We start from the raw sequence: 26,538 nt of genomic DNA on the forward strand, positions 1-26,538 counted from the left end.
GTGCACCACGTCGAGCGGCCGACCCTCGAGGGCACCGTCGCGGTCCGCGACGGGCGCCGGCTGAGCTTCGCCGAGTTCGGCTCGCCCCGCGGCGAGGCCGTGGTGTGGATGCACGGCACGCCCGGCTCGCGGCGCCAGATCCCGCTCGAGGCCCGTCGGTACGCCGACGCGCACGGGCTGCGCATCATCGGCGTGGACCGCCCGGGCATCGGCTCCTCCACGCCCTGGCTCTACGACCGGATCGCCGACTGGACCCCCGACCTCGAGCTCCTGCTCGACGCGCTGGCCATCGACCGCTGCCGGCTGATCGGCCTGTCCGGCGGAGGGCCGTACGTGCTGGCCGCCGGCGCCCGGCTGCCCGAGCGCGTGCACGGTGTCGGCGTGCTCGGTGGGGTGGCGCCGACCCGCGGCCCGGACGCGGTCGTCGGCGGCCCCATCCGGCTCGCCGTACGCCTCGCGCCGGTGCTCCAGGCGGCCCGGGTCCCGCTCGGGGTGGCGATCACCCAGGGCATCCGGCTGGTGCGGCCGCTCGCCGGCAGCGCGTTGGACCTGTACGCCGCTGTCCAGCCGCCGGGGGACAGGCACCTGCTGAGCCGCCCGGAGTTCAAGGCGATGTTCCTCGACGACCTGCTCAACGGCAGCCGGTTCCAGACCTCGGCACCCCTCAACGACCTGGTGCTCTTCACGCGGGACTGGGGCTTCCCGCGTCGGCGACGTCAGCGTGCCGGTGCGCTGGTGGCACGGCGACGACGACCACATCGTGCCGTGGCGCCACGGCGAGCACGTGGTGTCGCTGCTCCCGGACGCCACGCTCACCACCATCGACGGTGAGAGCCACCTGGGCGGTCTGGGCATCGCCGAGGAGGTCCTGGCCACGCTCCTGGCCCTCGGACCCCGCCGGGCGGCGCGGTCGCGGCCCTGAGCTCCTCGGTGCGGTGTTGCCGAGTCGTTGCCGTCTCGTGCCCCGGTCGTTGCCGACCGGACTGGTCAAGGTGACCCCCTCCTCGCCGATCTCGGCCAACCAGACCCGAGGGCGTCAGGAGGCCCTTAACCTCCTGCCGTGACGATGAGCGAGGACGGCTACGCGGCCCAGGCCGAGCTCGTCGTCGCCCTGCGCGGGGAGCCGGCGCCGCCGCCGCGCCGCCGGGTCGGCCGGGCGGGCGCGGTGCTGGTGGCGCTGGCCGCCCTGCTCGCCGTCGCCGGGGTCCACGAGCTGGCCGGCGCGGGGGGAGCCGGGCCACCCGAGCGCGTGGGACGCCGACGTCGCGCCGCTGGCCCGCTTCGTCGAGCAGGAGCGTGGGCTGGCCTTCGAGCACCCGGTCCGCCTGCGCGCCGAGGTCACGGCGGCCGGACCGGCCGCGGTCGTGGCCGCGCTGGTGCGGGCGCTGCTCGACCAGCACTTCGCCACCGCCGGCACCGGCCGGCCGGTCGTGGCCGCGCTGGTCGACGCCGACGCCCGCCGGGTCCAGGCCGCCTGGGCGCGCAGCCTCCCGCGGGACGAGCGCACGGGCCTGCCGCCGGTCGAGCCGCCCGCCGGGCCGGCGTACGCCCTGGCCGCGCCGCTCGTCGACCTGGCCGCCCAGCAGGGCGGCGACGCCGCGGTCGACGACCTCTTCCGCACCCCGCCCCGCACCGACGAGCCGCTGCTGGACCCCTGGACGCGGCTCGCCGACGCCCAGGGCTACCTCACGGTGCCGGCGCCGGACCCCGGCGGCCGGGCCGAGCAGGTCGAGGAGGCCGGCACGGGTCCGCTGGCCTGGCTCGCGCTGCTCTCGGCCCGGTTGCCGGTGGCCGACGCGCTCACCGCCGTGGACGGCTGGGGCGGCGACGCCGCGGTCACCTTCCGCCAGGACGGGGCGCACTGCCTCGCGGCCGCCTTCCGCGGCGACACCGACGCCGACACCGCCGAGATGCGGGCCGCCCTCGCCACCTGGGCGGCGGCCGGTCCGGCGGGTGCCACCCGAGCGGGACTGCGGGACGGGACGGTCTGGCTGCGGACCTGCGACCCGGCGGCCGCCACCCGCGAGCCCTCGGCCGCCGTCGTGGCGGCGCTCGTGGGCCGCGCCCGGACCTCGGCCGCGCTGGTGCGCGACGGGGTCGACGTACCGGTGGCCCGGTGCGCGGCCGACCGGCTGCTGCGGACCTCGGCGGCCGCGCGGCTGCCCCTCGGCGCCCGCGCGCCCGAGGTGGTCGCGGCCGTGGCCGCCTGCCGCGTCTAGAGCACCGTCGCGTCAGGCTGGTGCACAGCCGTCCCATGGGTCACAATGGGCACACAACTACACCGCTGTCGTTCGTACGACGTCTCGCTGTCCGATTCGAGCCCGCTGGGGAAGGCGCAGCTCGTGCCGCTGGATGGAGGAGGCGCAGATGTACGGACCCCGCATGATGCTCGGCCCCGAGGTCAAGAGCACCACCCGTGGTGTGCTCTACGTCCACTCGGCGCCGTCCGCGCTGTGCCCGCACATCGAGTGGGCCGTCGGCGGCGTGCTCGGCGCGGCCGTGAACCCGTCCTGGATCCCGCAGCCCGCCCAGAGCGGCACCTACCGCACCGAGCTGTCCTGGAGCGGTGACTCCGGCTCGGCCGCGGCCATCGCCTCGGCCCTGCGCGGCTGGAACCACCTGCGCTTCGAGGTCACCGAGGACCCGACGTCGACGACCGAGGGCCAGCGCTACTCCTACACCCCCGACCTGGGCGTGTTCCACGCCGTCACCGGGATGCACGGCGACATCATGATCCCCGAGGACCGGCTCAAGGCGGCCGTGGTCAAGGCCGCGCTGGGCGACACCACGCTGCTGGTCGAGATCGACAAGCTGCTCGGCAAGCCGTGGGACGACGAGCTCGAGACGTTCCGGCACGCCGGCGAGGGCGCCCCGGTCCGCTGGTTGCACCAGGTGGTGTGAGCCGGCCGCTCAGCGGTGCCGGCGCGCCGTGGTCGGCGTGAACGACGATTCGGCCAGCCAGCCGTCGGTGTAGCCGAGGAAGTCGTCGCCCGCGGTCACCCGCGCTCGGATGACGCAGGTCCCGGACCTGGTCGAGCGCCGGCACAGCCGGAACGTCCCGGGCCGGCCAGGGGGTCGGAGCCGGTCGGGAAGCAGCCCGAGCCATATTGTCGGCCGCCACCGTCCGGCGGGTTGAGCCGCGTCTCAGCGGTGGTGGTGGTGCCGCTTCTTCTTCTTCGTGAGCACGAAGGTGTCGGCCGGCAGTTTGCCCTCGGTGATGTGGCCGTAGCCGTCGTCGACGGAGAGCTTGGCCTGGATGGTGAAGGTGCCGGACCGGGTCGTGTTGCGGCAGAGCTTGTAGGAGCCGGTGCCGGTCAGCGGGTCGTAGCCGTCCAGGAACGCACCGCCGGCCAGGGGCGTGAGCCCGGGGCCGGTGATGTAGACCTCGATGGCCCACACACCCTCGGGCGGGGTCACGGCGTAGGAGTAGCCGTAGGGCTTGCACCCCTTGCGCAGCGGGCCGTCCACGCCGGTGATCGAGCCCCACTCCGGGTGCTCCTGCAGACCGGCCAACGGGTCGGTGTAGCGCGCCGGAGCCGGCGACGGGGCGCTCGCCTCGGCCGGTCCGGGGAGACCGAGCGAGGTCAGCAGGGCGAGGGCGGTGGTGCCGAGGACGCTGCGGAGCAAGACGGGACCTCCCGGGGTCGGCGTGTGACGGCCGTCTCTCCTGGGCTCAACGAGCCCGACGCGCCCGGGTCACGTCAGAGCGGGATGTTGCCGTGCTGGCCCTTGCGCACACCGACCGTCTGGACGGCCTCGTCGATGGCCCGGGCCAGGGCGGAGCGGGTGCGGTCCGGCTGCACGACCTCGTCGACCACGCCGATCTCCAGGGCCTTGTCCACGCCGCCGGCGATGCGCTCGTGCTCGGCGGCCAGCTCGGCCTCGACCTGCGGGCGGATGTCGGGGGAGACGTCGGAGAGCTTGCGCCGGTGCAGGATGCGCACCGCCGCGACGGCGCCCATGACCGCGACCTCCGCGCCGGGCCAGGCGAAGACCTTGGTGGCGCCGAGCGAGCGGGCGTTCATGGCGATGTAGGCGCCGCCGTAGGTCTTGCGGGTCACCAGGGTGACCCTAGGGACCACGCACTCGCCGAAGGCGTGCAGGAGCTTGGCGCCGCGGCGCACCACGCCGTCCCACTCCTGGCCGACACCGGGCAGGTAGCCGGGCACGTCGACCACCACGATGAGCGGCACGCCGAACGCGTCGCACATGCGCACGAAGCGGGAGGCCTTCTCCGCCGACAGCGAGTCCAGGCAGCCGCCGAGCCGCAGCGGGTTGTTCGCCACCACGCCCACGGTGCGGCCGCCGAATCGCCCCAGCACGGTGGCGATGTTGGGCGCCCACTTGGCGTGGACCTCCTGCGCGGAGCCCTCATCGAGGATGGACTCGACCAGCGGGTGCACGTCGTAGGCGCGCTTCTTGGACTCCGGCAGCATCGCGCCGAGGTCGCGGTCCTCGATCTCGTCGACGGCCATGCTGCCCTGGGCGCCCAGCAGCGAGGCCACGGTGCGCGCCCGCTGGAGCGCCTCGGCCTCGGACTCGGTGAGGATGTGCACCACGCCCGAACGGCGCCCGTGCGGCTCGGGCCCGCCGAGGCGGAGCATGTCGACGTCCTCGCCGGTCACCGAGCGGACCACGTCCGGGCCGGTCACGAAGATCCGGCCCTCGGGGCCGAGGATGACGATGTCGGTCAGCGCCGGGCCGTACGCCGCGCCGCCGGCGGCCGGGCCGAGCACGACCGAGATCTGCGGGATCTTGCCCGAGGCCTGGGTCATGGCGTGGAAGATCCGGCCCACGGCGTGCAGGGAGAGCACGCCCTCGGCCAGCCGGGCGCCGCCGGAGTGCCACAGGCCGATGATCGGGATGCCGTCGGTCAGGGCCCGGTGGTAGGCGTCGACCACCACGCGGCAGCCCACGTCGCCCATGGCGCCGCCCATGGTGGTGGCGTCGGAGCAGAAGGCCACCACCGGGGCGCCGTCGACCTTGCCGATCGCCGCGAGCATCCCCGAGTCGTCGTCGGGGGTGAGGAGCTCGAGCGTGCCCTGGTCGTACAGCGCGGTGAGGCGCTTGACGGGGTGGCGCGGGTCCTCCTCGCGCGGCGGCTTGGCCGGCTTGGCCGGGGTGCTCGGCGCCTGGGCGTCCTGGGTGGCTGTCATCTACACGCTCCCGAAGGCGACCGCCACGTTGGCGCCGCCGAAGCCGAAGGAGTTGTTCAGGGCCGCGATGTCGCCGACCGGGAGGTCGCGCGGCTTGGTCGCGATGTCCAGGTCCACCTGCGGGTCCTGGTCGTCGAGGTTGATCGTCGGCGGCACCAGCCGGTGGTGCAGAGCGAGCACGGTGGCCACCGACTCCAGGGCGCCGGCGCCGCCGAGCAGGTGGCCGGTCATGGACTTGGTGCTGGTGACCACGACCTGCTCGACGTGCTGGCCGAGGGTGGCGTGGAGCATCAGCCCCTCCGCGATGTCGCCGAGCGGGGTGGAGGTGGCGTGGGCGTTGACGTGGAAGATCGCCTCGGGCCCGATCTGGGCCTCCTCCAGCGCCCGCAGGATGGCCCGCGAGCCGCCGCGGCCCTCCGGGTCGGGCTGGGCGATGTCGTGGGCGTCGGCGGTGATGCCGGCGCCGAGGACCTCGGCGTAGATCTTGGCGCCGCGGGCCCGGGCGTGCTCCTCGGACTCCAGCACGAGGATGCCGGCGCCCTCGCCGAGCACGAAGCCGTCGCGCGCGGTGTCCCAGGGCCGCGAGACCGTGGTCGGGTCGCCGCCCTCCTCCGAGCCGGTCTTGGACAGCGCCATCATGTTGGCGAAGGCCGCCATCGGCAGCGGGTGGATGGCCGCCTCGCTGCCGCCGGCGACCACCACGTCGGCCCGGCCGAGCCGGATGGCGTCGATGGCCATCGCGACGGCCTCGTTGCCGGACGCGCAGGCCGAGATCGGCGTGTTCGCCGCGGCCCGGGCGCGCAGCTCGAGGCTGATGTTGGCGGCGGGCGCGTTGGGCATGAGCATGGGTACGGCGAGCGGAGAGACCCGGCGCGGGCCCTTCTCCTTGAGCGCGTCGTAGTTGCTCAGCAGCGTGTGCACGCCGCCGATGCCGGTGGCCACCGCCACCCCCAGCCGGTCGCGGTCCAGGTCGTCGCCGGCGTCGGCGAGCCCGGAGTCGCGCCAGGCCTCCAGCGCCGCGACCATCGCGAGCTGGGTGACCCGGTCCATGCGCCGGGCCTTGACCCGCTCGATGACCTCGGTGGGCTCGACCGCGGCGACGCCGGCGATCTTGACCGGGAGGTCCTCGGCCCAGTCGGCCTCGATGCGACGCACGCCGGAGCGTCCGTTGATCAAGGCGTCCCAGGTGCTGGGGACGTCACCACCGACCGGGCTGGTGGTCCCGAGGCCGGTGACGACGACGCGGGTGCGGCTCATGGGTGCTGCTCGCTTCCGTGCTGGGGGTGGTGAGGTGGTGCGGGGGTCAGGCTGGTCGAGCCCGGGGGTCAGGACTGGGCGCGCTCGATGAACGCGACGGCGTCGCCGACGGTCTTGAGGTTCTTGACCTCGTCGTCGGGGATCGAGACGCCGAACTTCTCCTCGGCGGCCACGACGACCTCGACCATGGACAGGGAGTCGACGTCGAGGTCGTCGACGAAGGACTTGTCGAGCTGGACGTCATCGGCATCGATGCCGGCGACCTCGTTGACGATCTCGGCGAGGTCGGCGCGGATCTCCTCAGTGGTTGCCATCTGGCGTGTTCCTTCTCTGTTGGGTGGTGCGGACAGGTTCGTGCGGGTCTGGTGCGGGTCTGGTGCGGGTCTGGTGCGCTCGGGTCAGGGCAGGACGACGACCTGGGCGGCGTAGGCCAGCCCGGCGCCGAACGCGATGAGCAGCGCGGTGTCGCCGGACACGGCGTCGCCCTCGGCGTACATCCGGTCCAGGGCGAGCGGGATCGACGCGGCCGAGGTGTTGCCCTGCTCGGCGATGTCGCGGGCGATCTTGACGTGGGCGGGCAGCTTGATGGCGCGGGCCATGGCGTCGGTGATGCGCATGTTGGCCTGGTGCGGGGCGAAGACGTCGAGGTCCTCGACGGTGATCCCGGCGCGGTCCAGGGCCTGGTGGGCCACCTTGGCCATCTCATAGGAGGCCCAGCGGAAGACCGGGTTGCCGTCCATCTCCAGGAAGGGCATCCGCGCGTCGGCGGACCCGAGCCCCTCCAGCCAGGACGGGGTCCGGATGAGGTCGTACTTCTCGCCGTCCGAGCCCCAGACGACCGGCCCGATCCCGGGGGTGTCGCTCGGACCGACGACGGCGGCGCCGGCTCCGTCGGCGAAGATGAACGCCGAGCCGCGGTCCGTGACGTTGGTGAGGTCGGAGAGCTTCTCGACACCGACGACGACGACGTACCCGGCGCTGCCGCCGCGCACCATGTCGGCCGCCATCGCGACGCCGTGGCAGAAGCCGGCGCAGGCCGCGGAGATGTCGAAGGCGGCGGCGCGGTCGGTGCCGAGGTCGAGCGCGACCAGGGTGGCCAGGGCCGGGGTCTGCTGGTAGTGGCTGACCGTCGCGACGATGACGCAGTCGACCTGCCGGGCGTCCACGCCGGACCGCTCGAGGGCCTGCTTGGACGCCTCGACCGCCATCAGGCGCACGGTCTCCTCGTCGGTGGCCCAGCGGCGCTCCTTGATCCCGGAGCGGGTCTGGATCCACTCGTCGCTGGAGTCGATGCGCTCGATGATCTCGCTGTTGGGGACGACCCGCGACGGGCGGTAGGCTCCGATGCCGCGGATGGCCGCGTGGGCCGCACCCTGCTCGGTCCGGATGTTCACGCGGCGCCTCCCTCGGGGTGCAGGCGGATCAGCGGCTGGCCGGGGGAGACCAGGTCGCCGTCCTCGACCAGCCACTCCACGACCTGGCCGCCGTGGGCCGCGGTCACGACGATGCGGTCGCGCAGGCTGGCCACCTCGCCGATCGGGCTGCCGCTGGACAGCACGTCGGCGTCGGCGGCCTGGGGGTCGACGTGGAAGGTGCCCTTGGCCGGGGAGACCACCATCCGCCAGGTCGGCGTGGTGTCGATCTCGGTGAACTCGCCGTGCTTGTCGCAGAACGCGCGGGCCTCGTCGAGCTGGTCCGGCGACTTCAGCGCGAAGGTCTCGACGCCGCGCAGCGCGCGCTTGGCGATGCCGGTGAGGGTGCCGGCCGGCGGCATCTCCAGCAGCCCGGTGACGCCGAGGTCGGCGAAGGTGTCCAGGCACAGGTCCCAGCGGACCGGGTGGGCGATCTGGCCGACGATGCGGCGCAGCACGTCGCGACCGTCGTGGACGACCTGGCCGTCCTTGTTGGACACGAAGCGGGTGCGCGGGTCGTGGACCGAGACCGAGCGGGCCAGATTGGCCAGGTGCCCGACCGCCGGCTCCATGTGCACGGTGTGGAACGCGCCGGCCACGCTCAGCGGAGTGAGCCGGGCCTTGGCCGGGGGCTCGTCGGCCAGTGCCTGCAGCTGCGCGAGGGTGCCGGCGGCGACGACCTGGCCGGGGGCGTTGTTGTTGGCCGCGGTCAGCCCGTGCTTCTCGATGGTGGCGAGCACCTCATCGGGGTCCCCGCCGAGGACCGCGGTCATCCCGGTCTCGGTGACGGCGGCCGCCTCGGCCATGGCCTTGCCGCGCTCGCGGACCAGCACCATGGCCTGCTCGGCGGTGATGACCCGGGCGCCGGCAGCGGCGGTGAGCTCGCCCACGGAGTGGCCGGCCACCGCGCTGACCTTGCCGAACGCGTCGGTCGGGTGCGGGAAGATCCCCAGCGCCGCGACCAGCCCGGTGGCCACCAGCAGCGGCTGGGCGATCTCGGTGCGCCGGATGGTCTCGGCGTCGGCGTCGGTGCCGTAGTGGATCAGGTCGAGCGAGGCGACCGTCGAGAGCCACTCGAAGCGGGCCCGGAACTCCGGGGACTCCAGCCACGGGGTCAGGAAGCCGGGACTCTGGGCGCCCTGGCCGGGCGCGACGATCACGAGCACGGGTCCCACTCTGCCGTTCCCGACCGACCGCCCTCGCCTCCGCCACCCACGAATCTGAGGGCGGTGTCTTTGTGGGATCCCTACAAAAGTGTCAGGCCGTCTCGCTCCGCGCCTCGTGCACCTGGGCCGCCGGTCCGAGGGTCCGCCCGGACTGGCGGCCCAGCACGAGGGCGATGCGCAGCGTGAAGGCGTCGCGCGGCTGGCTCGGCGTCAGTCCGGTGAGGTCGGCGACCTGGCGCAGGCGGTAGCGCACGGTGTTCGCGTGCACGAACAGCGCCCGGCCGGCGCCCTCGATGGAGGAGCCGCGGTCGAACCAGGCGGTGAGCGTCTCCACCAGGGTGCCGCGCGCGTGCAGCAGCGGGAGGTAGACCTCGTCGACCAGCTGGCGGCGGGCGTGGCCGTCGCCACCGAGGGCCCGCTCGGCCAGCAGCTCGGCGCTCAGCACCGGGCGGGGGGCGTCGGGCCACCCGGGGGCGGCGCGGTACGCCGAGACCGCGGCGCGCGCCGACGCGGCCGCGCCGGCCAGGTCGGCCGCGACCGGGCCGGCCACGACCGGCCCCTCGCCGAACAGCCGCGCGATGACGCCGGCGCCGTCGCGCGGGTCGTCCACGCCGCCCAGGAGCACGACCATCCGGTCGCCCTGCACCGCGCAGAGCGCGTCCATCCCGGCCGCACCCGCGGTGCGGCGGACCTCGTCGAAGACGTCGGTCTCGGTGCGCCGGGCCGGCACGGCGCCCAGCACGACGCACACGGTGCCGTTGGCCTTCCAGCCCAGGGCGCTGGCCCGCGACAGCACGGCCTCGTCGGTCTCCGCGCGCAGCACGGCGTCGACGACCAGTGCCTCCAGGCGGGCGTCCCAGGCGCCGCGCACCTCCGCGGCCCGCGCGTACACCTCGGCGGTGGCGAAGGCGACCTCGCGGGCGTACCGGCTCACCGCGCGGAGCACGGCGTCCGCGTCCGCGGGGGCCAGGAGGTCGCCGACGTCGCTCTCGACGACCTCGATGGAGAGCCTCACCAGGTCCACGGTCTGCTGCAGCGTGATGACGCCGGTCAGCGCTCGTGGGGCCACGCCGAAGACGGCGGTGACCACGGCGGGGGAGTCACCGCCCTGCTCGAACCAGTCCACGAACCCGCGCACACCGGCCTGGACGATGGAGCCGACCCAGGAGCGGTCCTGTGCGCTCAGCTCGCCGAACCACGGCAGCTCCTCGGCCATCCGCGCGGTCGCGGCGGTGCTGAGCGCGCCGGTGGCCCGGCGCAGCTCCTCGGCCACCCGGCCCGGGTCCGCCGTACGGCTCACCCGAACATCCTCCCACTCCGTGGAGAGGCCCTTGCCCCGACGGGGCGTGCGTGGTGTTGAATCGGCGGACGACGTGGCGCTGAGCCGTGTCTTGACCATGGGGGACGAGTGCCGGAGCTCCAGCACCAGGCGCGGCACGAGGTCGAGTTCGTGACCCTGCACGGTCACCGCCGGGCCTACGTCCGGACCGGCTCCGGGCCGGCGCTGCTGCTGCTGCACGGGCTGGGCTGCGACCACACGACGTGGGAGCCGGTCATCGACGCGCTGGCGCGGCGCTACACCGTCATCGCCCCCGACCTGCTGGGCCACGGGCTCTCGGACAAGCCGCGGGCCGACTACAGCGTCGGCGGCTACGCCAACGGCATGCGCGACCTGGTGACCTACCTGGGCATCGACAAGGTCACCGTGCTCGGCCACAGCTTCGGCGGCGGGGTGGCGATGCAGTTCGCCTACCAGTTCCCCGAGCGCACCGAGCGGCTCGTGCTGGTGGCCTCCGGCGGCCTCGGCCCCGAGGTGACCCCGGCGATCCGGGCCATCACCACCCCCGGCTTCCACCAGGTCCTCGGCCTGCTCACCCTGCCCGGCGTGCGCCACGTCGGCCGCGCCGGCCTGCGCGCCCTGTCCCGCACCGGGCTGCGCGCCACCCACGACCTCGACGAGGTCGCCGAGATCTACGACTCCTTCAAGGACCCGGCCGCCCGCGCCGCCATCCGCCACGTCGTCCGCGCCGTCGTGGACTGGCGCGGACAGATCGTCACCATGGCCGACCGCGCCTACCTCACCGAGGCCATGCCCATGGCCGTCATCTGGGGCCGCGACGACCGGGTCATCCCCGTGCGCCACGCCTCCAACGCCGCGGCCCTGGCGCCCGGCGCCCGTGTCGAGGTGATCGCGGACGCCGGCCACTTCCCCCACAAGGACCACCCGCAGCGCTTCGCCAAGCTGGTCCACGAGTTCATCCGCTCCACTGAGCCGGCCACCTACTCGCGCGCCCGCTTCCGCCGCCTGCTCCGCGCCGGCGGCGAGGCCGCGCCGGTCCGCGCCGTGCGCTCGGTGCCGGACGTCAGCGACGTGACCGCCTAGCCCCAGTTGGCGGCCTTGGTCATGCAGAACGGGTGGCCGGCCGGGTCGAGCAGCACCCGCCACGTCTCACCCGGCTGCGGGTCGGCCAGCGTCGCCCCGAGCCCGACCAAGCGCGCGGCCTCGGCCTCGACGTCCTCGGCCGCCAGGTCGAGGTGGAACTGCTTGCTGCCGTGCGCGTTCGGCCAGCCCGGCGGTTCGTAGCCCTCGACCGTCCCGAACCCCAGCGCCGGCCCCTCGGCGCCCCTCAGCATGGCGTAGCTCTCGCCGTCGCCGGCCACCTGCTCGTAGCCCAGGGCCGCCGCCCAGAACTGCGCCACCGGCGTGATCTCAGCGCAGTCCAGCGTGATCATCGCGATCGTCGTCGTCATGGCCCCACGCTGCCACGCAGGGCCGAGCCGTGCTGCACGAACCTGACAGGCGTGAGTTTCACCGGTCGGCCGGTGAAACTCACGTTTCGGGCGGGAGTTTCGTACTCCAAGCATGAGTTTCACCGGCCAGCCGGTGAAACTTGTCCACTCCTGAGGCGGGTGGGATCAGGCGTCCCCGCCCTCCTGCTTCACGTCCTTGACGGCGGTGGGGTCGTCGATGCGGTACTGCGCGAAGGCCTTCTCCACCTGGGCCCGCTCGACCTGGCCGGCGTCGGCCAGCGCCTGGAGGGCCTGGACGACGACCGACTGGGCGTCGATGTGGAAGAAGCGGCGGGCGGCCGGGCGGGTGTCGGCGAAGCCGAACCCGTCGGCGCCCAGGACGCGGTAGTCGGCCGGGACCCAGCGCGCGATCTGCAGGGGTACGGCGCGCATGTAGTCCGAGACCGCCACGACCGGGGCGTCGGAGCCGCCGAGCCGGTCCGCGACGTACGCCGTGCGCGGTGACTCGCCCGGGTGCAGCAGGTTCCACTCCTCGGCGGCGGTGGCGTTGCGGGCCAGCTCGTTCCAGGAGGTGACCGACCACAGGTCGGCCTGGACGCCCCAGTCCTCGCGCAGGATGCGCGCGGCGTCGGCGATCCAGGGGTAGCCGACGCCGGAGGCCATCAGGCGCACCCGGGGGCCGTCGCCGTCGGCGACCGTGACCTGGTGCATGCCGCGCAGGATGCCGTCGACGTCGACGTCGTCCGGCTCCTTGGGCTGGGAGACCGGCTCGTTGTAGACGGTCATGTAGAAGATGACGTCCTCGCCGTGCGGGTGGGCCTCGGACTCGCCGTACATCCGCTGCAGCCCGGACTCCATGATGTGCGCGACCTCGTAGGCGAACGCCGGGTCGTAGTGCACGACCGCGGGGTTCGTGGCCGCGAGCAGCGGGGAGTGGCCGTCGGCGTGCTGCAGGCCCTCACCGGTCAGCGTGGTGCGACCGGCGGTGGCGCCGATGAGGAAGCCGCGGGCCAGCTGGTCGGCCATGGCCCAGATCGAGTCGCCGGTGCGCTGGAAGCCGAACATCGAGTAGAAGATGTAGAACGGGATCATGTGCTCGCCCTGGGTCGAGTACGCCGACCCGGCGGCCGTCGCCGAGGCCATCGCGCCGGCCTCGGAGATGCCCTCGTGGAGCAGCTGGCCCTGGGCCGACTGCTTGTAGGCGAGCAGCAGCTTGCGGTCGACCGACTCGTACTGCTGGCCGGCGGGGTCGTAGACCTTGGCGCTCGGGAACATCGAGTCCATGCCGAAGGTGCGGTACTCGTCGGGCGCGATCGGCACGATCCGCTGGCCGATGTTGGGGTCCTTCATCCAGTCCTTGAGGAGCCGGACGGTGGCCATGGTGGTGGCGACCTTGTTCTTGCCCGAGCCCTGCTTGAGCTCGGCGTACATGTCCTTGCCGGGCAGGATCAGCGACTTGGCGCGGATCGTGCGGCGCGGGATCGAGCCGCCGAGCTGACGCCGGCGCTCCATCATGTACTCGATCTCGGGGGAGTCCTCGCCGGGGTGGAAGAACGGCGCGGCGCCGGTGGTCTCGTAGGCCTCCTCGATGTCCCGGTCGCTCATCGGCAGGTAGAGCCGGTCGCGGAACTTCTTGAGGTCGTCGAGCTTGAGCTTCTTCATCTGGTGGGTGGCGTTCTTGCCCTCCAGCGCCTCGATGGTCCAGCCCTTGATGGTGTGGGCGAGGATCACCGTCGGCTGACCGGTGTGCTTCGACGCGGCGTCGAAGGCGGCGTAGACCTTGCGGTAGTCGTGGCCGCCGCGCGGCAGCTTCTCGATCTGCCGGTCGCTCATGTGCTCGACCATCTTGCGCAGCCGCGGGTCGGCGCCGAAGAAGTGCTCGCGGTTGTAGGCGCCGTCCTCGACCGAGAAGGTCTGGAAGGCCCCGTCGGGGGTCCGGTTCATCTGGTTGACCAGCACGCCGTCGACGTCGCGGGCGAGCAGCTCGTCCCACTCGCGGCCCCAGATGACCTTGATGACGTTCCAGCCGGCGCCGCGGAAGTTGGACTCCAGCTCCTGGATGATCTTGCCGTTGCCGAGCACCGGCCCGTCGAGCTGCTGCAGGTTGCAGTTGATGACCCAGGTGAGGTTGTCCAGCTCCTCGCGCGCGGCGATGCGGATCGCGCCGAGCGACTCGGGCTCGGCCATCTCGCCGTCGCCCAGGAACGCCCAGACGTGCTGCTGGGAGGTGTCCTTGATGCCGCGGTTCTGCAGGTAGCGGTTGAAGCGCGCCTGGTAGATCGAGTTGATGCCGGTGAGGCCCATCGACACCGTCGGGAACTCCCAGAACTCCGGCATCAGCCGGGGGTGGGGGTAGGACGACAGTCCCTGGCCCACGCCGTGCTGGACCTCCTGGCGGAAGCGCAGCAGCTGCTCCTCGGTGAGCCGGCCCTCGAGGAACGCGCGGGCGTAGATGCCCGGCGAGCCGTGGCCCTGGATGTAGATCTGGTCGCCGCCGCCGGGGTGGTCCTTGCCGCGGAAGAAGTGGTTGAAGCCGACCTCGTAGAGCGAGGCGGCCGACTGGTAGGTCGCGATGTGCCCGCCGACCTCCAGGCCGGGCCGGTTGGCGTCGGAGACCATCACCGCGGCGTTCCAGCGGATGAAGGCGCGGATGCGCCGCTCGACGTCCTCGTCGCCCGGGAACCACGGCTCGCGCTCCGGCGGGATGGTGTTGATGTAGTCGGTGCTGCGCAGCGCGGGCACGCCGACGTTCAGCTCACGGGCCTTCTCCAGCAGCCGCAGCATCACGTAGCGCGCGCGCTCGCGGCCGCGCTCGTCGACCAGCTGGTCGAAGGACTCGAGCCAGTCGGTGGTCTCGTCCGGGTCGATGTCCGGGAGCTGGGTGGGCAGCCCCTCGTGGATCACCGGAGCGGGGGAGCCGGGGGTGGTGGCTCGGGCGCCGGAGCGGTCGGTGGTCTGCTCTGTCACCCACTCATCTTGTCACCGTCGGGCCAGCGCTTCGACGGCCGTTCTGCTACCCACGGGTACGCCGCGCGGCGAGCTGCGCTTGCGCCTGCCGCGCAACTCCGCTGGACTGTCGCCCTACTGGACCCCCGCGGCCGCGGGGGTCCGCCGTACTGGCAGGCCAACGACAGCAGGACACGAGGAGGACGGCGTGAGCTCGACCGAGGGTGGCGGACCCACCCAGACCGGTGCCCCGGGACTAGCGGAGCGGCTCGGCTTCAGCTCCGGCATGGTGGTCCAGGAGCTCGGCTGGGACTCCGACACCGACGACCCGCTCCGCGTGGCCATCGAGGACGCCATCGACGCCGACATGGTCGACGGGGACTACGGCAACGTGGTCGACGCCGTCCTGCTGTGGTGGCGTGACGAGGACGGCGACCTGGTCGACGGCCTGGTCGACGCCCTCACCGACCTGGTCGGGGGCGGTGCCATCTGGCTGCTCACGCCCAAGGTCGGCCGGCCCAACGCCGTGGACCCCGCCGACATCGCGGAGGCGGCCCCGATCGCCGGGCTCTCGCAGACGACCACCGCCTCGGTGAGCAAGGAGTGGTCGGCCACCCGGTTGATCGCGCCCAAGACCCGGGCGTGACATCCTGCCGACCGTGCCGACCCTCCCCGCACCGCTCGCCGCTCTGGCCGGCAAGGCCGCTTCCACCGGCTACGGCCTGAAGGTCCTGGCCGAGTCCGGGATCATCCGCCCGTACTCCCCGCTGGCCCTGGCCCGCGCCGGCCGCGTGCTGCAGCAGTACGGCACCGGCCCCGCGGGCGGCTTCCTGGCCATGGCCACGCTCATGCCCGAGCGCACCTGGCTTGTCGACGAGGACGGCGAGCTGACCTGGCACGAGGTCGACGAGCGCACCAACGCCCTGGCCCGCGCGCTGCGCGGCCTCGGGGTGGGCGAGGGCGACGCGGTCGCGCTCATGGCCCGCAACCACCGCGGCTTCGTAGAGGCCTCCGTGGCCGCGGCCAAGCTCGGCGCCGACCTGATCTACCTCAACACCGCCTTCGCCGGCCCCCAGCTGGTCGACGTGCTCGAGCGCGAGGACCCCACCGTCGTGGTGCACGACGAGGAGTTCACCGGGATGCTCGAGAAGGCCCACGTCGAGCAGCGGGTCCTGTCCTACGGCGAGGCCGACGGGCTGGACACGCTCGCGGGCCTCATCGAGGGGGAGTCCGACACCTCGCCGCTCGACCCGCCCGAGCACCACACCCGGATCATCATCCTGACCTCCGGCACCACCGGTACGCCGAAGGGCGCCCCCCGCAACGAGGCCGGCGTGGACGCCGCCATCTCGCTGCTCTCGCGGATGCCGCTGCGCTACGGCTGGCGCGTGCACATCGCGGCTCCGCTGTTCCACACCTGGGGCTTCGCCCACCTCATGCTCTCGCTGCTGCTCGGCCACACCGTCGTCCTGCACCGCAAGTTCGACCCCGAGGGCGTCCTCGCCGTGGTCGACGAGCAGCGCTGCGACGAGCTGGTCGTGATCCCGGTGATGCTGCAGCGCATCCTCGGCCTCGGCGACGACGTGCTGGACCGCTACTCCCTCGACACGGTCAAGGTCGTCGCCGCCTCCGGCTCCGCGCTGCCCGGTGACCTGGCCCTGACCTGGATGGACCGCTTCGGCGATCACCTCTACAACACCTACGGCTCCACCGAGGTCGCCTACGCCTCGATCGCCACGCCCGAGGACATGCGCACCGAGCCCTCGACCGCCGGCAAGCCGCCGTGGGCCACGACGGTGAAGATCTTCGGCGACGACGACCAGGAGCTCCCGCCGGGGGAGACCGGCCGGATCTTCGTCGGCAACAGCCTGCTCTTCGAGGGCTACACCGGCGGTGGCCAGAAGGACATGATCGAGGGGCTGATGAGCTCCGGCGACGTCGGGCGCTTCGACGAGGACGGCCGGCTCTACGTCGAGGGCCGCGACGACGACATGATCGTCTCCGGCGGCGAGAACGTCTTCCCGCAGGAGGTCGAGGACTGCCTGGCCCGCCACGAGGCCGTGGTCGAGGTGGCGGCCATCGGCGTGGACGACGACGAGTTCGGCAAGCGGCTGCGTGCGTTCGTGGTCCTCAAGGACGGCAGCTCGGCCAGCGAGGACGACCTCAAGGCCCACGTCAAGGACAACCTCGCCCGCTACAAGGTGCCGCGCGAGATCGTCGTGCTCGACGAGCTGCCCCGCAACGCCACCGGCAAGGTGCTCAAGCGCGAGCTCGTCGACCACGACGGCTCCGACTCCGAGGACTCAGGCGAGGAGTGAGCGGACTCGCCCTGGGCGGCCCGGCGCCCGACTTCACCCTGCGTGACCAGTTCGGCCAGGACGTGACGCTGTCCTCGTTCCGCGGCCGCAAGGCGGTGGCGCTGATCTTCTACCCCTACGCCTTCTCCGGCGTCTGCACCGGCGAGATGGCCGGTATCCGCGACCGGCTGGCCGAGTTCCTCACCTTCGACACCGAGGTGCTCGGGATCTCCTGCGACCCGGTCTTCGCCCAGCGCGCGTTCGCCGACGCCGACGGGCTGAACTTCCCGCTGCTGTCGGACTTCTGGCCGCACGGCGCGGTCAGCCGGGCCTACGACGTGTTCGACGAGCGCACCGGCGCGGCGCGCCGCTCGTCGTACGTCGTCGACCGCGAGGGGCTGCTGCGTTGGTCGGTGCACAACCCGACCTCGGAGGGCCGCGACCTCGACGAGCACCTGCGCCAGCTCGGCGACCTGGTCTGAGCACCGACCGGGCCAGGGCGGACTGGCCCGCCCGGGTGGTGCGCAGTTCTGTCTGGACCAGTTGAGAATTGGTCTACCTGGGGGTTTGTGGGGCCCCGGGGCCGCGCGCTAACTTTCTGCCTGTTGAGCCGCTGGTGACCCGAGACTCCAGCGGCTCAACTTCCATTTCCGCACCGTGGCGCGCATTTCCGCCGGCCCGCGCCGCTCCCGTAGGGTGCTGCCCGCCTCGAGGGCGTATAGCTCAGCGGTAGAGCACCTCGCTTACAACGAGGTGGTCGGGGGTTCGATCCCCTCTGCGCCCACCCACCTCGCCCGCCGTGCTCGCCCTGCCGACCGGTCTGTCCACACGACCTGCAGAAGCCAGGTTTCGGCCCCCGGAGGCCCGGGCATCAGGTCTGTGTCGGTCGCGACCCGGGCCGAGATCGTCAGTCCCGCCGGGTCGCACCGCCGCCAGACCTCCTCGGCCGGTCCGGAACGGTCGAGGAAGTCGTCGCGATCTCGGACGCGCACGGTGGGGGCTCTCGGGCCCTCGCCGCGCGTGTCCGTCCGCGCGCCCTCGGCCCGCGACCTCAGGGGCGCTGCGCGTCCGCCAGCGCCTGGCGCAGGCCATCGGCGTCGAGTCGGGGGCCGTAGCCCGGGGTGTCCGGCTGGATCCGCCAGCTCTCCTCGAGGCCGCCGCCGTTCACCACGTCGTACCCGAGCCGGTCCAGCCACTGGCCGGCCAGGGCCACCGCGTCGGCGTCGTCGCCGAAGACCGCCAGCGCGCGCCGCCCCTCGGTGCCGGCCGGCTGGCCCTGGGACTCCAGGTCGCCCGAGCCGATGTGGTTGAACGCCTTGACCACCTTGGAGGTGGGCAGGTGCTGCTGGAGCAGCTGGCTGGAGGTCACCTCGCCGGCCTCCAGCGCGGGGACCTGGCCGTCGCGGCCGGGGTAGTAGTTGTTGGTGTCGAGCACGACCTTGCCGGCCAGCGGCTCGACCGGCACGGCGGTCACGGCCTTGAGCGGGATGGTCACCACGACGATGTCCCCGCGGGTCGCCGCGCCCTCGGCGGTGTCGGCCGACGCGCCCTCGCCGAGCGAGGCGACGAGGCCGGTGAGCGTCTCGGGTCCGCGCGAGTTGCTGAGCACCACCTGCTGGCCGGCGGCCAGGGCCAGCCTGGCCACCGCCGTGCCGATGTTGCCGGCGCCGATGAGGCCGACGGTCGTGATGTCGTCCAGGGTCAACACGTCAGAGGTCACGTGGGGCCGAACGGCCGCGCCGGGCCGGTGATTCCCTAGGGTGCCCTGGTGGCCGCGGACCGGGAGCTGGTCGCCGCCGTCCGCGCTGCGCTCGCGGCGGCGGGTGACGAGGAGCGGGCGGCCGGCCAGCAGCGCTACATGAAGTCGGCGCTGCCCTACCACGGCGTGTCGTCGCCCCAGCTCAAGACCGCGCTCCGCCCGCTGCTGCGGGCCTGGGCGCCGGTCGATCGCACGCAGTGGGAGGACACGGTCCGGACGCTGTGGGACGAGGTCACCCACCGTGAGGAGTGGTACGCCGCGATCGCGGTGGCCCGGCACCGGCGGGCCCGCGCCTGGCTGGACCCGGTCAGCCTGGAGCTGTGGCGGCACCTGGTGGTCGCCGGCGCCTGGTGGGATGTGGTCGACGAGGTCGCGAGCCACCTGGTCGGCGACGTGCTGGCCGCGCACCGGGCCGAGGCGACGCCCACGGTCCGCGCCTGGGCCACCGACGAGGACCTCTGGCTGCGGCGGACCGCCTTGATCTGCCAGCTCGGCCACCGCGGCGCCACCGACCTGGACCTGCTCACCTGGGCGATCGAGCAGAACGTCGACGACCCGTCGTTCTGGCTGCGCAAGGCTATCGGGTGGGCGCTGCGCCAGCACGCCCGCACCGACCCGGACTGGGTGCGGGCGGAGGTGGCGCGGCTGGGCGGGCGTCTCTCGGGGCTGTCCCGGCGGGAGGCGATGAAGCACCTGTGACAGGATCGTCCGCTGTGGTGAGTCAGACCCCCGGCTCGGTGGCCGAGCGGCTGGCGGGGCAGCACGTGCTCGTGACCGGGGTGACCGGCTTCGTCGGCGAGGCGCTGCTGCACCTGCTGCTCGCGGAGGTGCCCGGCGTGCGCACCTCGGTGGTGGTGCGCCCCAAGGGCTCGATCACCGGCACCGACCGGATCGCGAAGCTGCTCGAGAAGCCCATCTTCGCCGAGGTCGTCGAGGCCGCGGGCGGCGTCGAGGCGCTGATGGCGGCCCGCGTGGGCGTCGTCGAGGGCGACCTGGCCGACGTGCCCGTCCTGCCCACGGACCTCGACGCGGTCGTGCACTGCGCCGGCGACGTGTCCTTCGACCCGCCGGTGGACGAGGGGTTCACCAGCAACGTCGTCGGCACCCGCGACCTGCTGGGCCGCATCGACGAGGCCACTGCGGCGTCCGGCCGCGACATCCACTACGTGCACATCTCCACGGCGTACGTCGCCGGGCGCCGTCGCGGCAGCATCCCCGAGGCGCCGGTCGAGCACGACGTCGACCTGGACCGCGAGCTGGAGTGGGGGCTCGGGCAGCGCAAGGCGGTCGAGGACCGCTCCCGCGAGGCCGAGCTGCTGACCAAGGAGCGCAAGAAGGCCGAGCGCGAGCACAGCCGGGCCGGGCTGCTCACCGCGGCGCGGGCCACCGAGGCCGCGCGCCGGCAGTGGGTCAAGGACGAGCTGGTCCGCATCGGCACCGAGCGGGCCCGCAGCCTGGGCTGGACCGACTGCTACACCTTCACCAAGGCCATGGGCGAGCGCGTGGTCGAGCGCTGGGCCGCCACCGGCAAGCGCACGTCGATCGTCCGGCCGAGCATCATCGAGTCCGCGCTCGAGCGGCCGCACGTCGGCTGGATCGAGGGCTTCAAGATGGCCGAGCCGCTGATCCTGGCCTACGGGCGCGGCGAGCTGCCGGAGTTCCCGGCCGCGGCCGACACCATCGTCGACATCGTCCCGGTGGACCACGTGGTCTCCGCGATCGTCGCGGTCCTGGCCCACCCGCCGGAGCCCGCGGAGGTCGGCTACTTCCACGTCTCCAGCGGCGACCGGAACCCGCTGACGTTCAACGTGCTGTACACCTCGGTGCGCCGCTACTTCGAGCAGCACCCCTTCACCCACGGCGACCGCGGCGCGGTCCGGCTGCCGGAGTGGCGCTTCCCCGGAGCGCGCTCGGTCGAGCGACTGCTGTCGACCAGCGAGAAGGCCTGGAAGGTCGCCGACTACGCCGTGGGCCACATGCCGCGCAGCGACCGCGCCCGTGACCTGGCCCGCAAGCTGCACCAGCAGGGCCGCCGCCTGGAGTTCCTGCGCCGCTACCTCGACCTCTACATGGAGTACGCCACCGCCGAGCTGCGCTTCTCCGACCAGCGCACGATGGCGCTCTACACCTCGCTCAGCGCCGAGGACCAGCAGACCTTCGCCTTCGACACCGCGGTCGTCGACTGGCCGCACTACTTCATCGACGTGCACTGCCCGGCCGTGACCGAGCCGGTGCGCCGCCTCGACGAGCTCCGGGCGCTGCGCAAGAAGCCCGCGGCCACCGGGCTGCGCGGCGTCGCCTCGGGCGAGCGGATCGCGGCGTTCTTCGACATGGACGGCACGCTGCTGTCGTCGAACGTCATCGAGACCTACCTGTGGGTGCGGCTGCGCGAGCTGGACAGCACCGGCCGGCTGGCCGAGCTGGGCCGGATCGCGGCCAAGGTCCCCAGCCTGGTGCAGGCCGAGCGGCGCTCGCGCAGCGACTTCCTGCGCGGCATCTACCGCGAGTACGACGGCGCCCGGCTCGCCGATCTCGACGCGGTCGTCGACGAGCACCTCACCAGCCACGTGCTGTCCCGGCTCTCGCCCGACGCGGTGCGGCGCATCCGCGAGCACCGCGCGGCCGGTCACGAGACCGTGCTCATCACCGGCGCGATCCGGCCGCTGACCCGCCCGCTGCTGCCGCTCTTCGACCACATCGAGGCCGCCGACCTGGCCACCGACGAGCGGGGGGTCTGCACGGGCTACCTCGCCTCCAGCCCGCTGGTGGGGGAGTCCCGGGCGGCCTGGATGCAGTCCTACGCGGCCGAGCGGGGCATCGACATGAAGGCGTCCTACGCCTACGCCGACAGCCACTCCGACCTGCCGCTGCTCGAGGCGGTGGGCCACCCGGTGGCGGTGCGGCCTGACGTGCCCCTCTACCGCCACGCCCGCCGCTCGCACTGGGACGTCGCGGACTGGGCGAGCCCGTCCGGCTCGGTGCGCAGCCTGACGCCCGCGGGGAGTGGCTCGTGATGCTCGCTCTCGAGATGTTCCGGTCCCTGCCGCGCACGGTGGCGGGCAAGGCCATGGGCAGCCGGATGCCCGGCATCCTGTCCGGCTTCGCCGCCCCGCTGCGGCTCATGACCATCGACCCGCCGGTGGTCGACCGCCCAGGGTGGGCGCGGCTGCGCTCGCGCCTGTCCGGGATCTGCGGCTCCGACCTGGGTGCCCTGTCCGGCTCGACGTCGCTGTACTTCTCCGCGGTCGTCTCGCTGCCCTTCGTGCCCGGCCACGAGGTCGTCGCCGAGCTGCTCGACGACTGCGAGGACCTGCCGGCCGGCACCCGCGTCGTCCTGGACCCCGTGCTGACCTGCGCCGCGCGCGGCGTGGAGGCGTGCGAGAACTGCTCGGCCGGGCGCACCAACGTCTGCTCGCGGATCACCGTCGGGGACCTCGCGCCCGGGCTGCAGACCGGCTTCTGCCGCGACACCGGCGGCGGCTGGGGCCAGCAGCTCACCGCCCACCGCAGCCAGATGCACGTCGTGCCCGAGGGCTGGTCCGACGAGCAGGCGCTGCTGATGGAGCCGCTGTCGTGCGCGGTGCACACCGCGCTGCGGGCCGGCGTCCGCGACGGCGACCGGGTCCTGGTCTCCGGGGCCGGGTCGGTCGGGCTGTTCGCCACGCTGGCGCTGCGCCAGCTCACCGGCGCCGGCCAGATCACCGTCGTGGCCAAGCACCCGCACCAGCGTGAGCTGGCCCTGGAGCTCGGCGCCACCGAGGTGGTCAGCCCGTCGGAGACCCTGCGGCGCGTACGCCGGGAGACCGGCGCCTTCCAGCTCAAGCCGGAGTTCTCCGCGCCGTACCTCCTCGGCGGCGTCGACGTCGCCGTCGACGCGGTCGGGTCCAAGAGCTCGCTGGAGACCGCGCTCGGCGCCACCCGCGCCGGTGGCCGGGTGGTGCTGTCCGGGATGCCGGCCGCCGCCGACCTGTCCGCCGCCTGGTTCCGCGAGCTCGAGCTCGTCGGGACCTACGCCTCGTCCCGTCACGAACCCCCGGTCCACGGGCAGAGCGGGAAGGGCGCCTTCGAGCTCGCCGCGGAGCTCGCCGCGCTCGAGCCCGTCGTCCAGCTGTCCAAGTCCGTCGTGTCCTACCCGCTGCACCGCTGGCGGGAGGCGCTCGACCACGCCCACGCGGCCGGCCGTCTCGGCACGGTCAAGGTGGCCTTCGACCCTAGGAGTTCGCAGTGAGCAGGCCCGGTTTCGTCCTGGAGGTCGACGACCGCACCCCGCCGATGGTGGTGCACGAGGGGCTCGGCTTCCGGCTGGAGAACTTCCCGCTCGGCACCCGCGTGGTCTACCCGCCGGAGTCGCTGCCCGCCGTGCCCGACGTGGACGACGCCATCGACCACGCGCTGCGCCACCCGGTCGACTCCGAGCCGCTGCCGGCGCTGCTGCGGCCGGGGATGCGGCTGACCATCGCCTTCGACGACATCTCGCTGCCGCTGCCGTCGATGAAGTCGCCCGACATCCGGGGCCGGGTCATCGAGGCCGTGCTGACCATGGCGGCCGAGGCCGGTGTGGACGACGTCAAGATCATCGCGGCCAACGCGCTGCACCGGCGGATGACCGCGGCCGAGCTCAAGCACATCGTGGGGGAGCGCGTCTTCCGCTCGTTCTACCCCCAGGGCGACCTCTACAACTTCGACGCCGAGGACCGCGACGAGCTCGCCCACCTCGGCACCACCGACAAGGGCGAGGACATCGAGATCAGCAAGCGGGCCGCCGAGTCCGACCTGCTGGTCTACGTCAACGTCAACCTGGTGGCGATGGACGGCGGCCACAAGTCGGTCGGCATCGGGCTGGCGTCGTACAAGTCGCTGCGCCACCACCACAACGCCAAGACGATGGTGCACTCGCGGTCCTTCATGGACCACAAGCACTCCGCGATGCACCACTCGGCCTGGCGGATGGGCCGGATCATCAAGGACACCGTGCAGGTGTTCCAGATCGAGACCACGCTCAACAACGACGTCTTCCCGTCCTCGCTGGCCTTCCTGCAGAAGCGCGAGTGGGAGTGGTCGGTGCGCGACCAGGCCTCGATGCTCGCGGTGCGGCGTGGGCTGGCCATGGCGCCGCAGAAGGCGCGGCACAAGCTGTTCCACGACGTGCGCTCGGTCTACGGGCTCACCGGGATCAACGCCGGCGAGGTCGAGGCGGTGCACGAGCGGACCCTGGAGAAGGTGCACGCCCAGCACTCGGTCGAGGTCAACGGCCAGTCCGACGTGATGGTGATGGGCGTGCCCTACCTCGGGCCCTACAACGTCAACAGCTCGATGAACCCGATCCTGGCCGCCTGCATGGGGCTCGGCTACTACTTCAACTCCTACCGCGGCCAGCCCGTCGTCAGGAAGGGCGGCGCGGTGATCCTCTACCACCCGCTCGACGAGGGCTTCAACCAGCTGCACCACCCGTCGTACGTCGACTTCTACGAGGAGGTCCTCGCCGAGTCGACCGACCCCGCGGTGGTCGGCGAGAAGTACGAGCAGCAGTTCGCCCAGGACCCGTGGTACATCCACCTCTACCGGACCTCGCACGCCTACCACGGCGTCCACCCGTTCTACATGTGGTACTGGATCGCCCACGCCCTGGACCACGTCGGCGAGGTCATCTGGGTCGGCGGCAACCGCAAGGCCGCGGCGCGGATGGGCTTCCGGGCCGCGACCACGCTGCAGGACGCGCTGGAGATGGCGTCGGGCACCGTGGGCAGCGCGCCGTCGATCACCTACCTGCACAACCCGCCGCACCTGCTGGCCGACGTCCGATGAGCCTGGTGCGGGGTGGCGTCTCCGACCTCAAGACCGCCTCGCGCGGGTGGCGCTGGGGTCGGCGCTCGCTGGTGCCGCGGTCGGCCGAGCCCTACGTGCTGCCGGCGCAGCAGACCGTGTTCCCGTCCGACTGGTCGCGCAAGCGGCCGGCGGTGGTGGCCCGGGAGGTCGCCCAGAAGGGCGGCCTGGAGCCGCTGTTCCGCTCCCAGGTCAAGACCCGGGTCGAGGGGCTCGACGTGCTCGAGCGCATCGAGGGTCCGGTCATCTTCGCCGCCAACCACGCCTCGCACCTCGACACCCCGCTCGTCCTGCTGTCGCTGCCGGACGCGTGGCGGCGGCGTACGGCGGTCGCGGCCGCGGCCGACTACTTCTTCGACACCTGGTGGCGCGCGGTCGGCTCCTCGCTGATCTTCAACACCTTCCCGATCGACCGCCGCGGCGGCTCGATGGCGACCACGCCCGGTGAGGTGCTGGCCGACGGCTGGAGCCTGGTGATCTTCCCGGAGGGCACCCGGTCCAAGGACGGCTGGATGGGGAACTTCCGGATGGGCGCCGCCTTCCTGGCCCACGAGTACGGCGTCCCGGTCGTGCCCGTGGCGCACCGTGGCACCTTCGCCGCAATGCCCCGCGGCCAGGGCTGGCCCTCGCCCGGTCGACGCCAGCTCACCATCCGCTTCGGCGAGCCCCTGCGTCCGCGCGAGGGCGAGTCGGTGCGCGAGTTCGCGCCGCGGATCAAGTCCGCCGTCGCCGCGCTGCTCGACGAGGACGCCACCACCTGGTGGGAGTCCCGCCGCCGGGCCGCCGCCGGCGACACCCCGAACCCGTCCGGTCCCGACGTGGCCCAGTGGCGCCGGGTCTGGGCGCAGTCGCAGTCGCCGTCCGCGGACGCCGAGCCCGGCGGGCGGCTGCGCGCCTGGTCGCGCCGTTCGTGAGAGCGTCCTCACCCGCCGCTCATGCCGGGCTCACCCCGGGTGCCCAGACTCCTGCCATGACCCGCACCCGACTGCCCCTGCTGGCCTCCGCGGCCACCGCCCTCCTGCTCACGCTCGGCGCCCCGGCGTACGCCTCCCACGGCGACGACGACGGCGGCGGTGACGACCACGGCGGTGGCGGTGGCGGTGGCGGCATCCGCGTCGTCGAGACCGGCTCCTGCTCCGACGGCGCCCGCTGGAAGCTCAAGGTGAAGAGCGACGACGGCGGCCTCGAGGTGGAGGGCGAGGTGGACAGCAAGACCGCCGGCCAGGGCTGGCGCTGGAAGCTCAAGGACAACGGTGTCGTCGTGGCCCAGGGCACCGCCACCACCGGCGGGCGCAGCGGCTCGTTCAGCGTCGAGCGGCAGGTGGCCGACCGGGCCGGCACCGACCGGATCACCTTCAAGGCCAGCTACCGCGGCCAGACCTGCGCCGGCGTCGCGTCGTACTGAGTTCTGGACCAGCGCGGGCGGATCGGCGGTTCGACCGCGGCCGCCCGCGCGGGCGGCCTACGGTCCACGCCGTGAGCCAGACCAGCGAGCCGACCCCGCCCGTCGTCCCCGCCGCGCCGCCGGCGTACGGCAGCATCCCCGCCCCGGCGTACGGCGGCGTGCCGGCTCCGAGCCACGGCGGCGCGCCGATCGGCACGATCCGCAGCACCGGCACCTGCGTGCTGCTGACCATCGTGACCCTCGGGTTCTACAGCCTGTACTGGTACTACAAGACCCACGAGGAGATGAAGCAGCACACCGGCGCCGGGCTCGGCGGCGGGCTGGCCCTCGTGCTGTCGATCTTCGTCGGCATCGTGATGGCGTTCGTGACGCCGAACGAGGTGGGCAACCTCTACGCCCGCCGCGGCCAGGCCAAGCCGGTCAGCGCGGCGACCGGGCTGTGGGCGCTGCTGCTCGGGTGGTTCTTCTTCGTCGGCGTCATCGTGTGGTTCGTCAAGACCAACGGCGCCCTCAACGCCTACTGGCGCTCGCTGGGCGCGCAGGGCTGACCGCCAGCCGCACGGTCC

The 26,538-nt window shown here is 73.1% G+C and carries 25 protein-coding genes and 1 tRNA gene; 16 read left to right on the forward strand and 10 right to left on the reverse strand.

The genetic code is table 11. The features are described 5' to 3' along the window. The 4 genes from G5V58_RS08275 to G5V58_RS08285 all read left to right on the forward strand — a co-directional run bounded on the left by G5V58_RS08275 (position 1) and on the right by G5V58_RS08285 (position 2,901). Complete coding sequence (locus G5V58_RS08275) at positions 1-831, forward strand: alpha/beta fold hydrolase (protein ID WP_230487177.1); 831 nt, start codon at positions 1-3, stop codon at positions 829-831. Further along, a complete protein-coding gene (locus G5V58_RS26375; RefSeq protein ID WP_268991266.1) occupies positions 788-922 on the forward strand; it encodes a hypothetical protein in 135 nt (44 codons plus the stop codon). The genes G5V58_RS08275 and G5V58_RS26375 overlap by 44 nt, the downstream gene beginning before the upstream one ends. A gap of 442 nt (positions 923-1,364) precedes the next feature. Further along, complete coding sequence (locus tag G5V58_RS08280) at positions 1,365-2,219, forward strand: hypothetical protein (RefSeq protein WP_165230968.1); 855 nt, start codon at positions 1,365-1,367, stop codon at positions 2,217-2,219. Between the two features lie 148 nt (positions 2,220-2,367). Next, positions 2,368-2,901: a DUF3145 domain-containing protein gene (locus G5V58_RS08285; protein ID WP_268991267.1), complete on the forward strand. Its 534-nt coding sequence runs from the start codon at positions 2,368-2,370 to the stop codon at positions 2,899-2,901. A 243-nt stretch (positions 2,902-3,144) separates the two neighbouring features. On the opposite strand, the gene G5V58_RS08290 is transcribed toward G5V58_RS08285, so the two are convergent. The 7 genes from G5V58_RS08290 to G5V58_RS08320 all read right to left on the reverse strand — a co-directional run bounded on the left by G5V58_RS08290 (position 3,145) and on the right by G5V58_RS08320 (position 10,291). Continuing rightward, positions 3,145-3,627, reverse strand: a complete 483-nt coding sequence (locus tag G5V58_RS08290) for a hypothetical protein (RefSeq protein ID WP_165230971.1) — start codon at positions 3,625-3,627, stop codon at positions 3,145-3,147. Between the two features lie 74 nt (positions 3,628-3,701). Next, a complete protein-coding gene (locus G5V58_RS08295) occupies positions 3,702-5,156 on the reverse strand; it encodes an acyl-CoA carboxylase subunit beta (RefSeq protein WP_165230974.1) in 1,455 nt (484 codons plus the stop codon). Further along, positions 5,157-6,413, reverse strand: a complete 1,257-nt coding sequence (gene fabF, locus G5V58_RS08300) for a beta-ketoacyl-ACP synthase II (protein WP_165230977.1) — start codon at positions 6,411-6,413, stop codon at positions 5,157-5,159. It abuts the gene before it with no gap. A 68-nt stretch (positions 6,414-6,481) separates the two neighbouring features. After that, positions 6,482-6,727, reverse strand: a complete 246-nt coding sequence (locus tag G5V58_RS08305) for an acyl carrier protein (RefSeq protein WP_165230980.1) — start codon at positions 6,725-6,727, stop codon at positions 6,482-6,484. 84 nt (positions 6,728-6,811) lie between these two features. Then, a complete protein-coding gene (locus tag G5V58_RS08310; protein ID WP_165230983.1) occupies positions 6,812-7,807 on the reverse strand; it encodes a beta-ketoacyl-ACP synthase III in 996 nt (331 codons plus the stop codon). Beyond that, a complete protein-coding gene (locus tag G5V58_RS08315) occupies positions 7,804-8,991 on the reverse strand; it encodes an acyltransferase domain-containing protein (RefSeq protein ID WP_165230986.1) in 1,188 nt (395 codons plus the stop codon). Before G5V58_RS08315 ends, G5V58_RS08310 begins: the two co-directional genes overlap by 4 nt. 91 nt (positions 8,992-9,082) lie before the next feature. Next, on the reverse strand, positions 9,083-10,291 hold the full coding sequence (locus G5V58_RS08320; protein ID WP_230487178.1) for a PucR family transcriptional regulator: 1,209 nt from the start codon (positions 10,289-10,291) through the stop codon (positions 9,083-9,085). Between the two features lie 108 nt (positions 10,292-10,399). Here G5V58_RS08320 and G5V58_RS08325 point away from each other — a divergent pair, with 108 nt between their 5' ends. Further along, positions 10,400-11,374 carry an alpha/beta fold hydrolase gene (locus G5V58_RS08325; RefSeq protein ID WP_230487179.1) on the forward strand — a complete coding sequence of 325 codons (975 nt, stop codon included), beginning with the start codon at positions 10,400-10,402 and terminating at the stop codon, positions 11,372-11,374. Here the strand turns inward: G5V58_RS08325 and G5V58_RS08330 are convergent. Together G5V58_RS08330 and aceE are read right to left on the reverse strand one after the other, a co-directional pair. After that, entirely contained in the window at positions 11,371-11,742 is a 372-nt protein-coding gene (locus tag G5V58_RS08330; protein WP_165230989.1) for a VOC family protein, read from the reverse strand. The genes G5V58_RS08325 and G5V58_RS08330 overlap by 4 nt on opposite strands. 165 nt (positions 11,743-11,907) lie before the next feature. After that, the gene (gene aceE, locus G5V58_RS08335; RefSeq protein WP_165230992.1) at positions 11,908-14,709 is read right to left on the reverse strand and encodes a pyruvate dehydrogenase (acetyl-transferring), homodimeric type; all 2,802 of its coding nucleotides are present in this window, start codon (positions 14,707-14,709) and stop codon (positions 11,908-11,910) included. A 187-nt stretch (positions 14,710-14,896) separates the two neighbouring features. Here aceE and G5V58_RS08340 point away from each other — a divergent pair, with 187 nt between their 5' ends. The 4 genes from G5V58_RS08340 to G5V58_RS08355 all read left to right on the forward strand — a co-directional run bounded on the left by G5V58_RS08340 (position 14,897) and on the right by G5V58_RS08355 (position 17,769). Further along, the gene (locus G5V58_RS08340; RefSeq protein ID WP_165230995.1) at positions 14,897-15,334 is read left to right on the forward strand and encodes a DUF3052 domain-containing protein; all 438 of its coding nucleotides are present in this window, start codon (positions 14,897-14,899) and stop codon (positions 15,332-15,334) included. Positions 15,335-15,347: 13 nt separating this feature from the next. Then, positions 15,348-17,006, forward strand: coding sequence for an AMP-binding protein (locus G5V58_RS08345; protein ID WP_165230998.1), 1,659 nt, complete (start codon positions 15,348-15,350; stop codon positions 17,004-17,006). Next, a complete protein-coding gene (locus G5V58_RS08350) occupies positions 17,003-17,467 on the forward strand; it encodes a peroxiredoxin (protein ID WP_165231001.1) in 465 nt (154 codons plus the stop codon). The genes G5V58_RS08345 and G5V58_RS08350 overlap by 4 nt, the downstream gene beginning before the upstream one ends. Before the next feature lie 230 nt (positions 17,468-17,697). Further along, positions 17,698-17,769, forward strand: a tRNA-Val gene (locus G5V58_RS08355). 267 nt (positions 17,770-18,036) lie between these two features. Here G5V58_RS08355 and G5V58_RS08360 read toward each other — a convergent pair. Then, the gene (locus G5V58_RS08360; RefSeq protein WP_230487180.1) at positions 18,037-18,705 is read right to left on the reverse strand and encodes an NADPH-dependent F420 reductase; all 669 of its coding nucleotides are present in this window, start codon (positions 18,703-18,705) and stop codon (positions 18,037-18,039) included. 48 nt (positions 18,706-18,753) lie between these two features. Here G5V58_RS08360 and G5V58_RS08365 point away from each other — a divergent pair, with 48 nt between their 5' ends. The 7 genes from G5V58_RS08365 to G5V58_RS08395 all read left to right on the forward strand — a co-directional run bounded on the left by G5V58_RS08365 (position 18,754) and on the right by G5V58_RS08395 (position 26,520). Further along, positions 18,754-19,443, forward strand: a complete 690-nt coding sequence (locus G5V58_RS08365; RefSeq protein WP_165231004.1) for a DNA alkylation repair protein — start codon at positions 18,754-18,756, stop codon at positions 19,441-19,443. A gap of 17 nt (positions 19,444-19,460) precedes the next feature. Then, the gene (locus G5V58_RS08370; protein ID WP_230487181.1) at positions 19,461-21,758 is read left to right on the forward strand and encodes an HAD-IB family hydrolase; all 2,298 of its coding nucleotides are present in this window, start codon (positions 19,461-19,463) and stop codon (positions 21,756-21,758) included. Then, the gene (locus G5V58_RS08375; RefSeq protein ID WP_165238805.1) at positions 21,758-22,972 is read left to right on the forward strand and encodes a zinc-dependent alcohol dehydrogenase; all 1,215 of its coding nucleotides are present in this window, start codon (positions 21,758-21,760) and stop codon (positions 22,970-22,972) included. Before G5V58_RS08370 ends, G5V58_RS08375 begins: the two co-directional genes overlap by 1 nt. After that, positions 22,969-24,549 (forward strand): lactate racemase domain-containing protein, encoded by a 1,581-nt coding sequence (locus G5V58_RS08380; RefSeq protein WP_230487182.1) that lies wholly within the window; start codon positions 22,969-22,971, stop codon positions 24,547-24,549. The genes G5V58_RS08375 and G5V58_RS08380 overlap by 4 nt, the downstream gene beginning before the upstream one ends. After that, entirely contained in the window at positions 24,546-25,481 is a 936-nt protein-coding gene (locus G5V58_RS08385; RefSeq protein WP_165231007.1) for a lysophospholipid acyltransferase family protein, read from the forward strand. The genes G5V58_RS08380 and G5V58_RS08385 overlap by 4 nt, the downstream gene beginning before the upstream one ends. 56 nt (positions 25,482-25,537) lie before the next feature. Then, positions 25,538-25,972, forward strand: a complete 435-nt coding sequence (locus G5V58_RS08390; protein WP_165231010.1) for a hypothetical protein — start codon at positions 25,538-25,540, stop codon at positions 25,970-25,972. A 71-nt stretch (positions 25,973-26,043) separates the two neighbouring features. Then, the gene (locus G5V58_RS08395) at positions 26,044-26,520 is read left to right on the forward strand and encodes a DUF4234 domain-containing protein (protein WP_230487183.1); all 477 of its coding nucleotides are present in this window, start codon (positions 26,044-26,046) and stop codon (positions 26,518-26,520) included. Positions 26,521-26,538 lie beyond the last annotated feature (18 nt).

The sequence above is a fragment of the Nocardioides anomalus genome (genome assembly GCF_011046535.1).
Taxonomy (GTDB): domain Bacteria; phylum Actinomycetota; class Actinomycetes; order Propionibacteriales; family Nocardioidaceae; genus Nocardioides; species Nocardioides anomalus.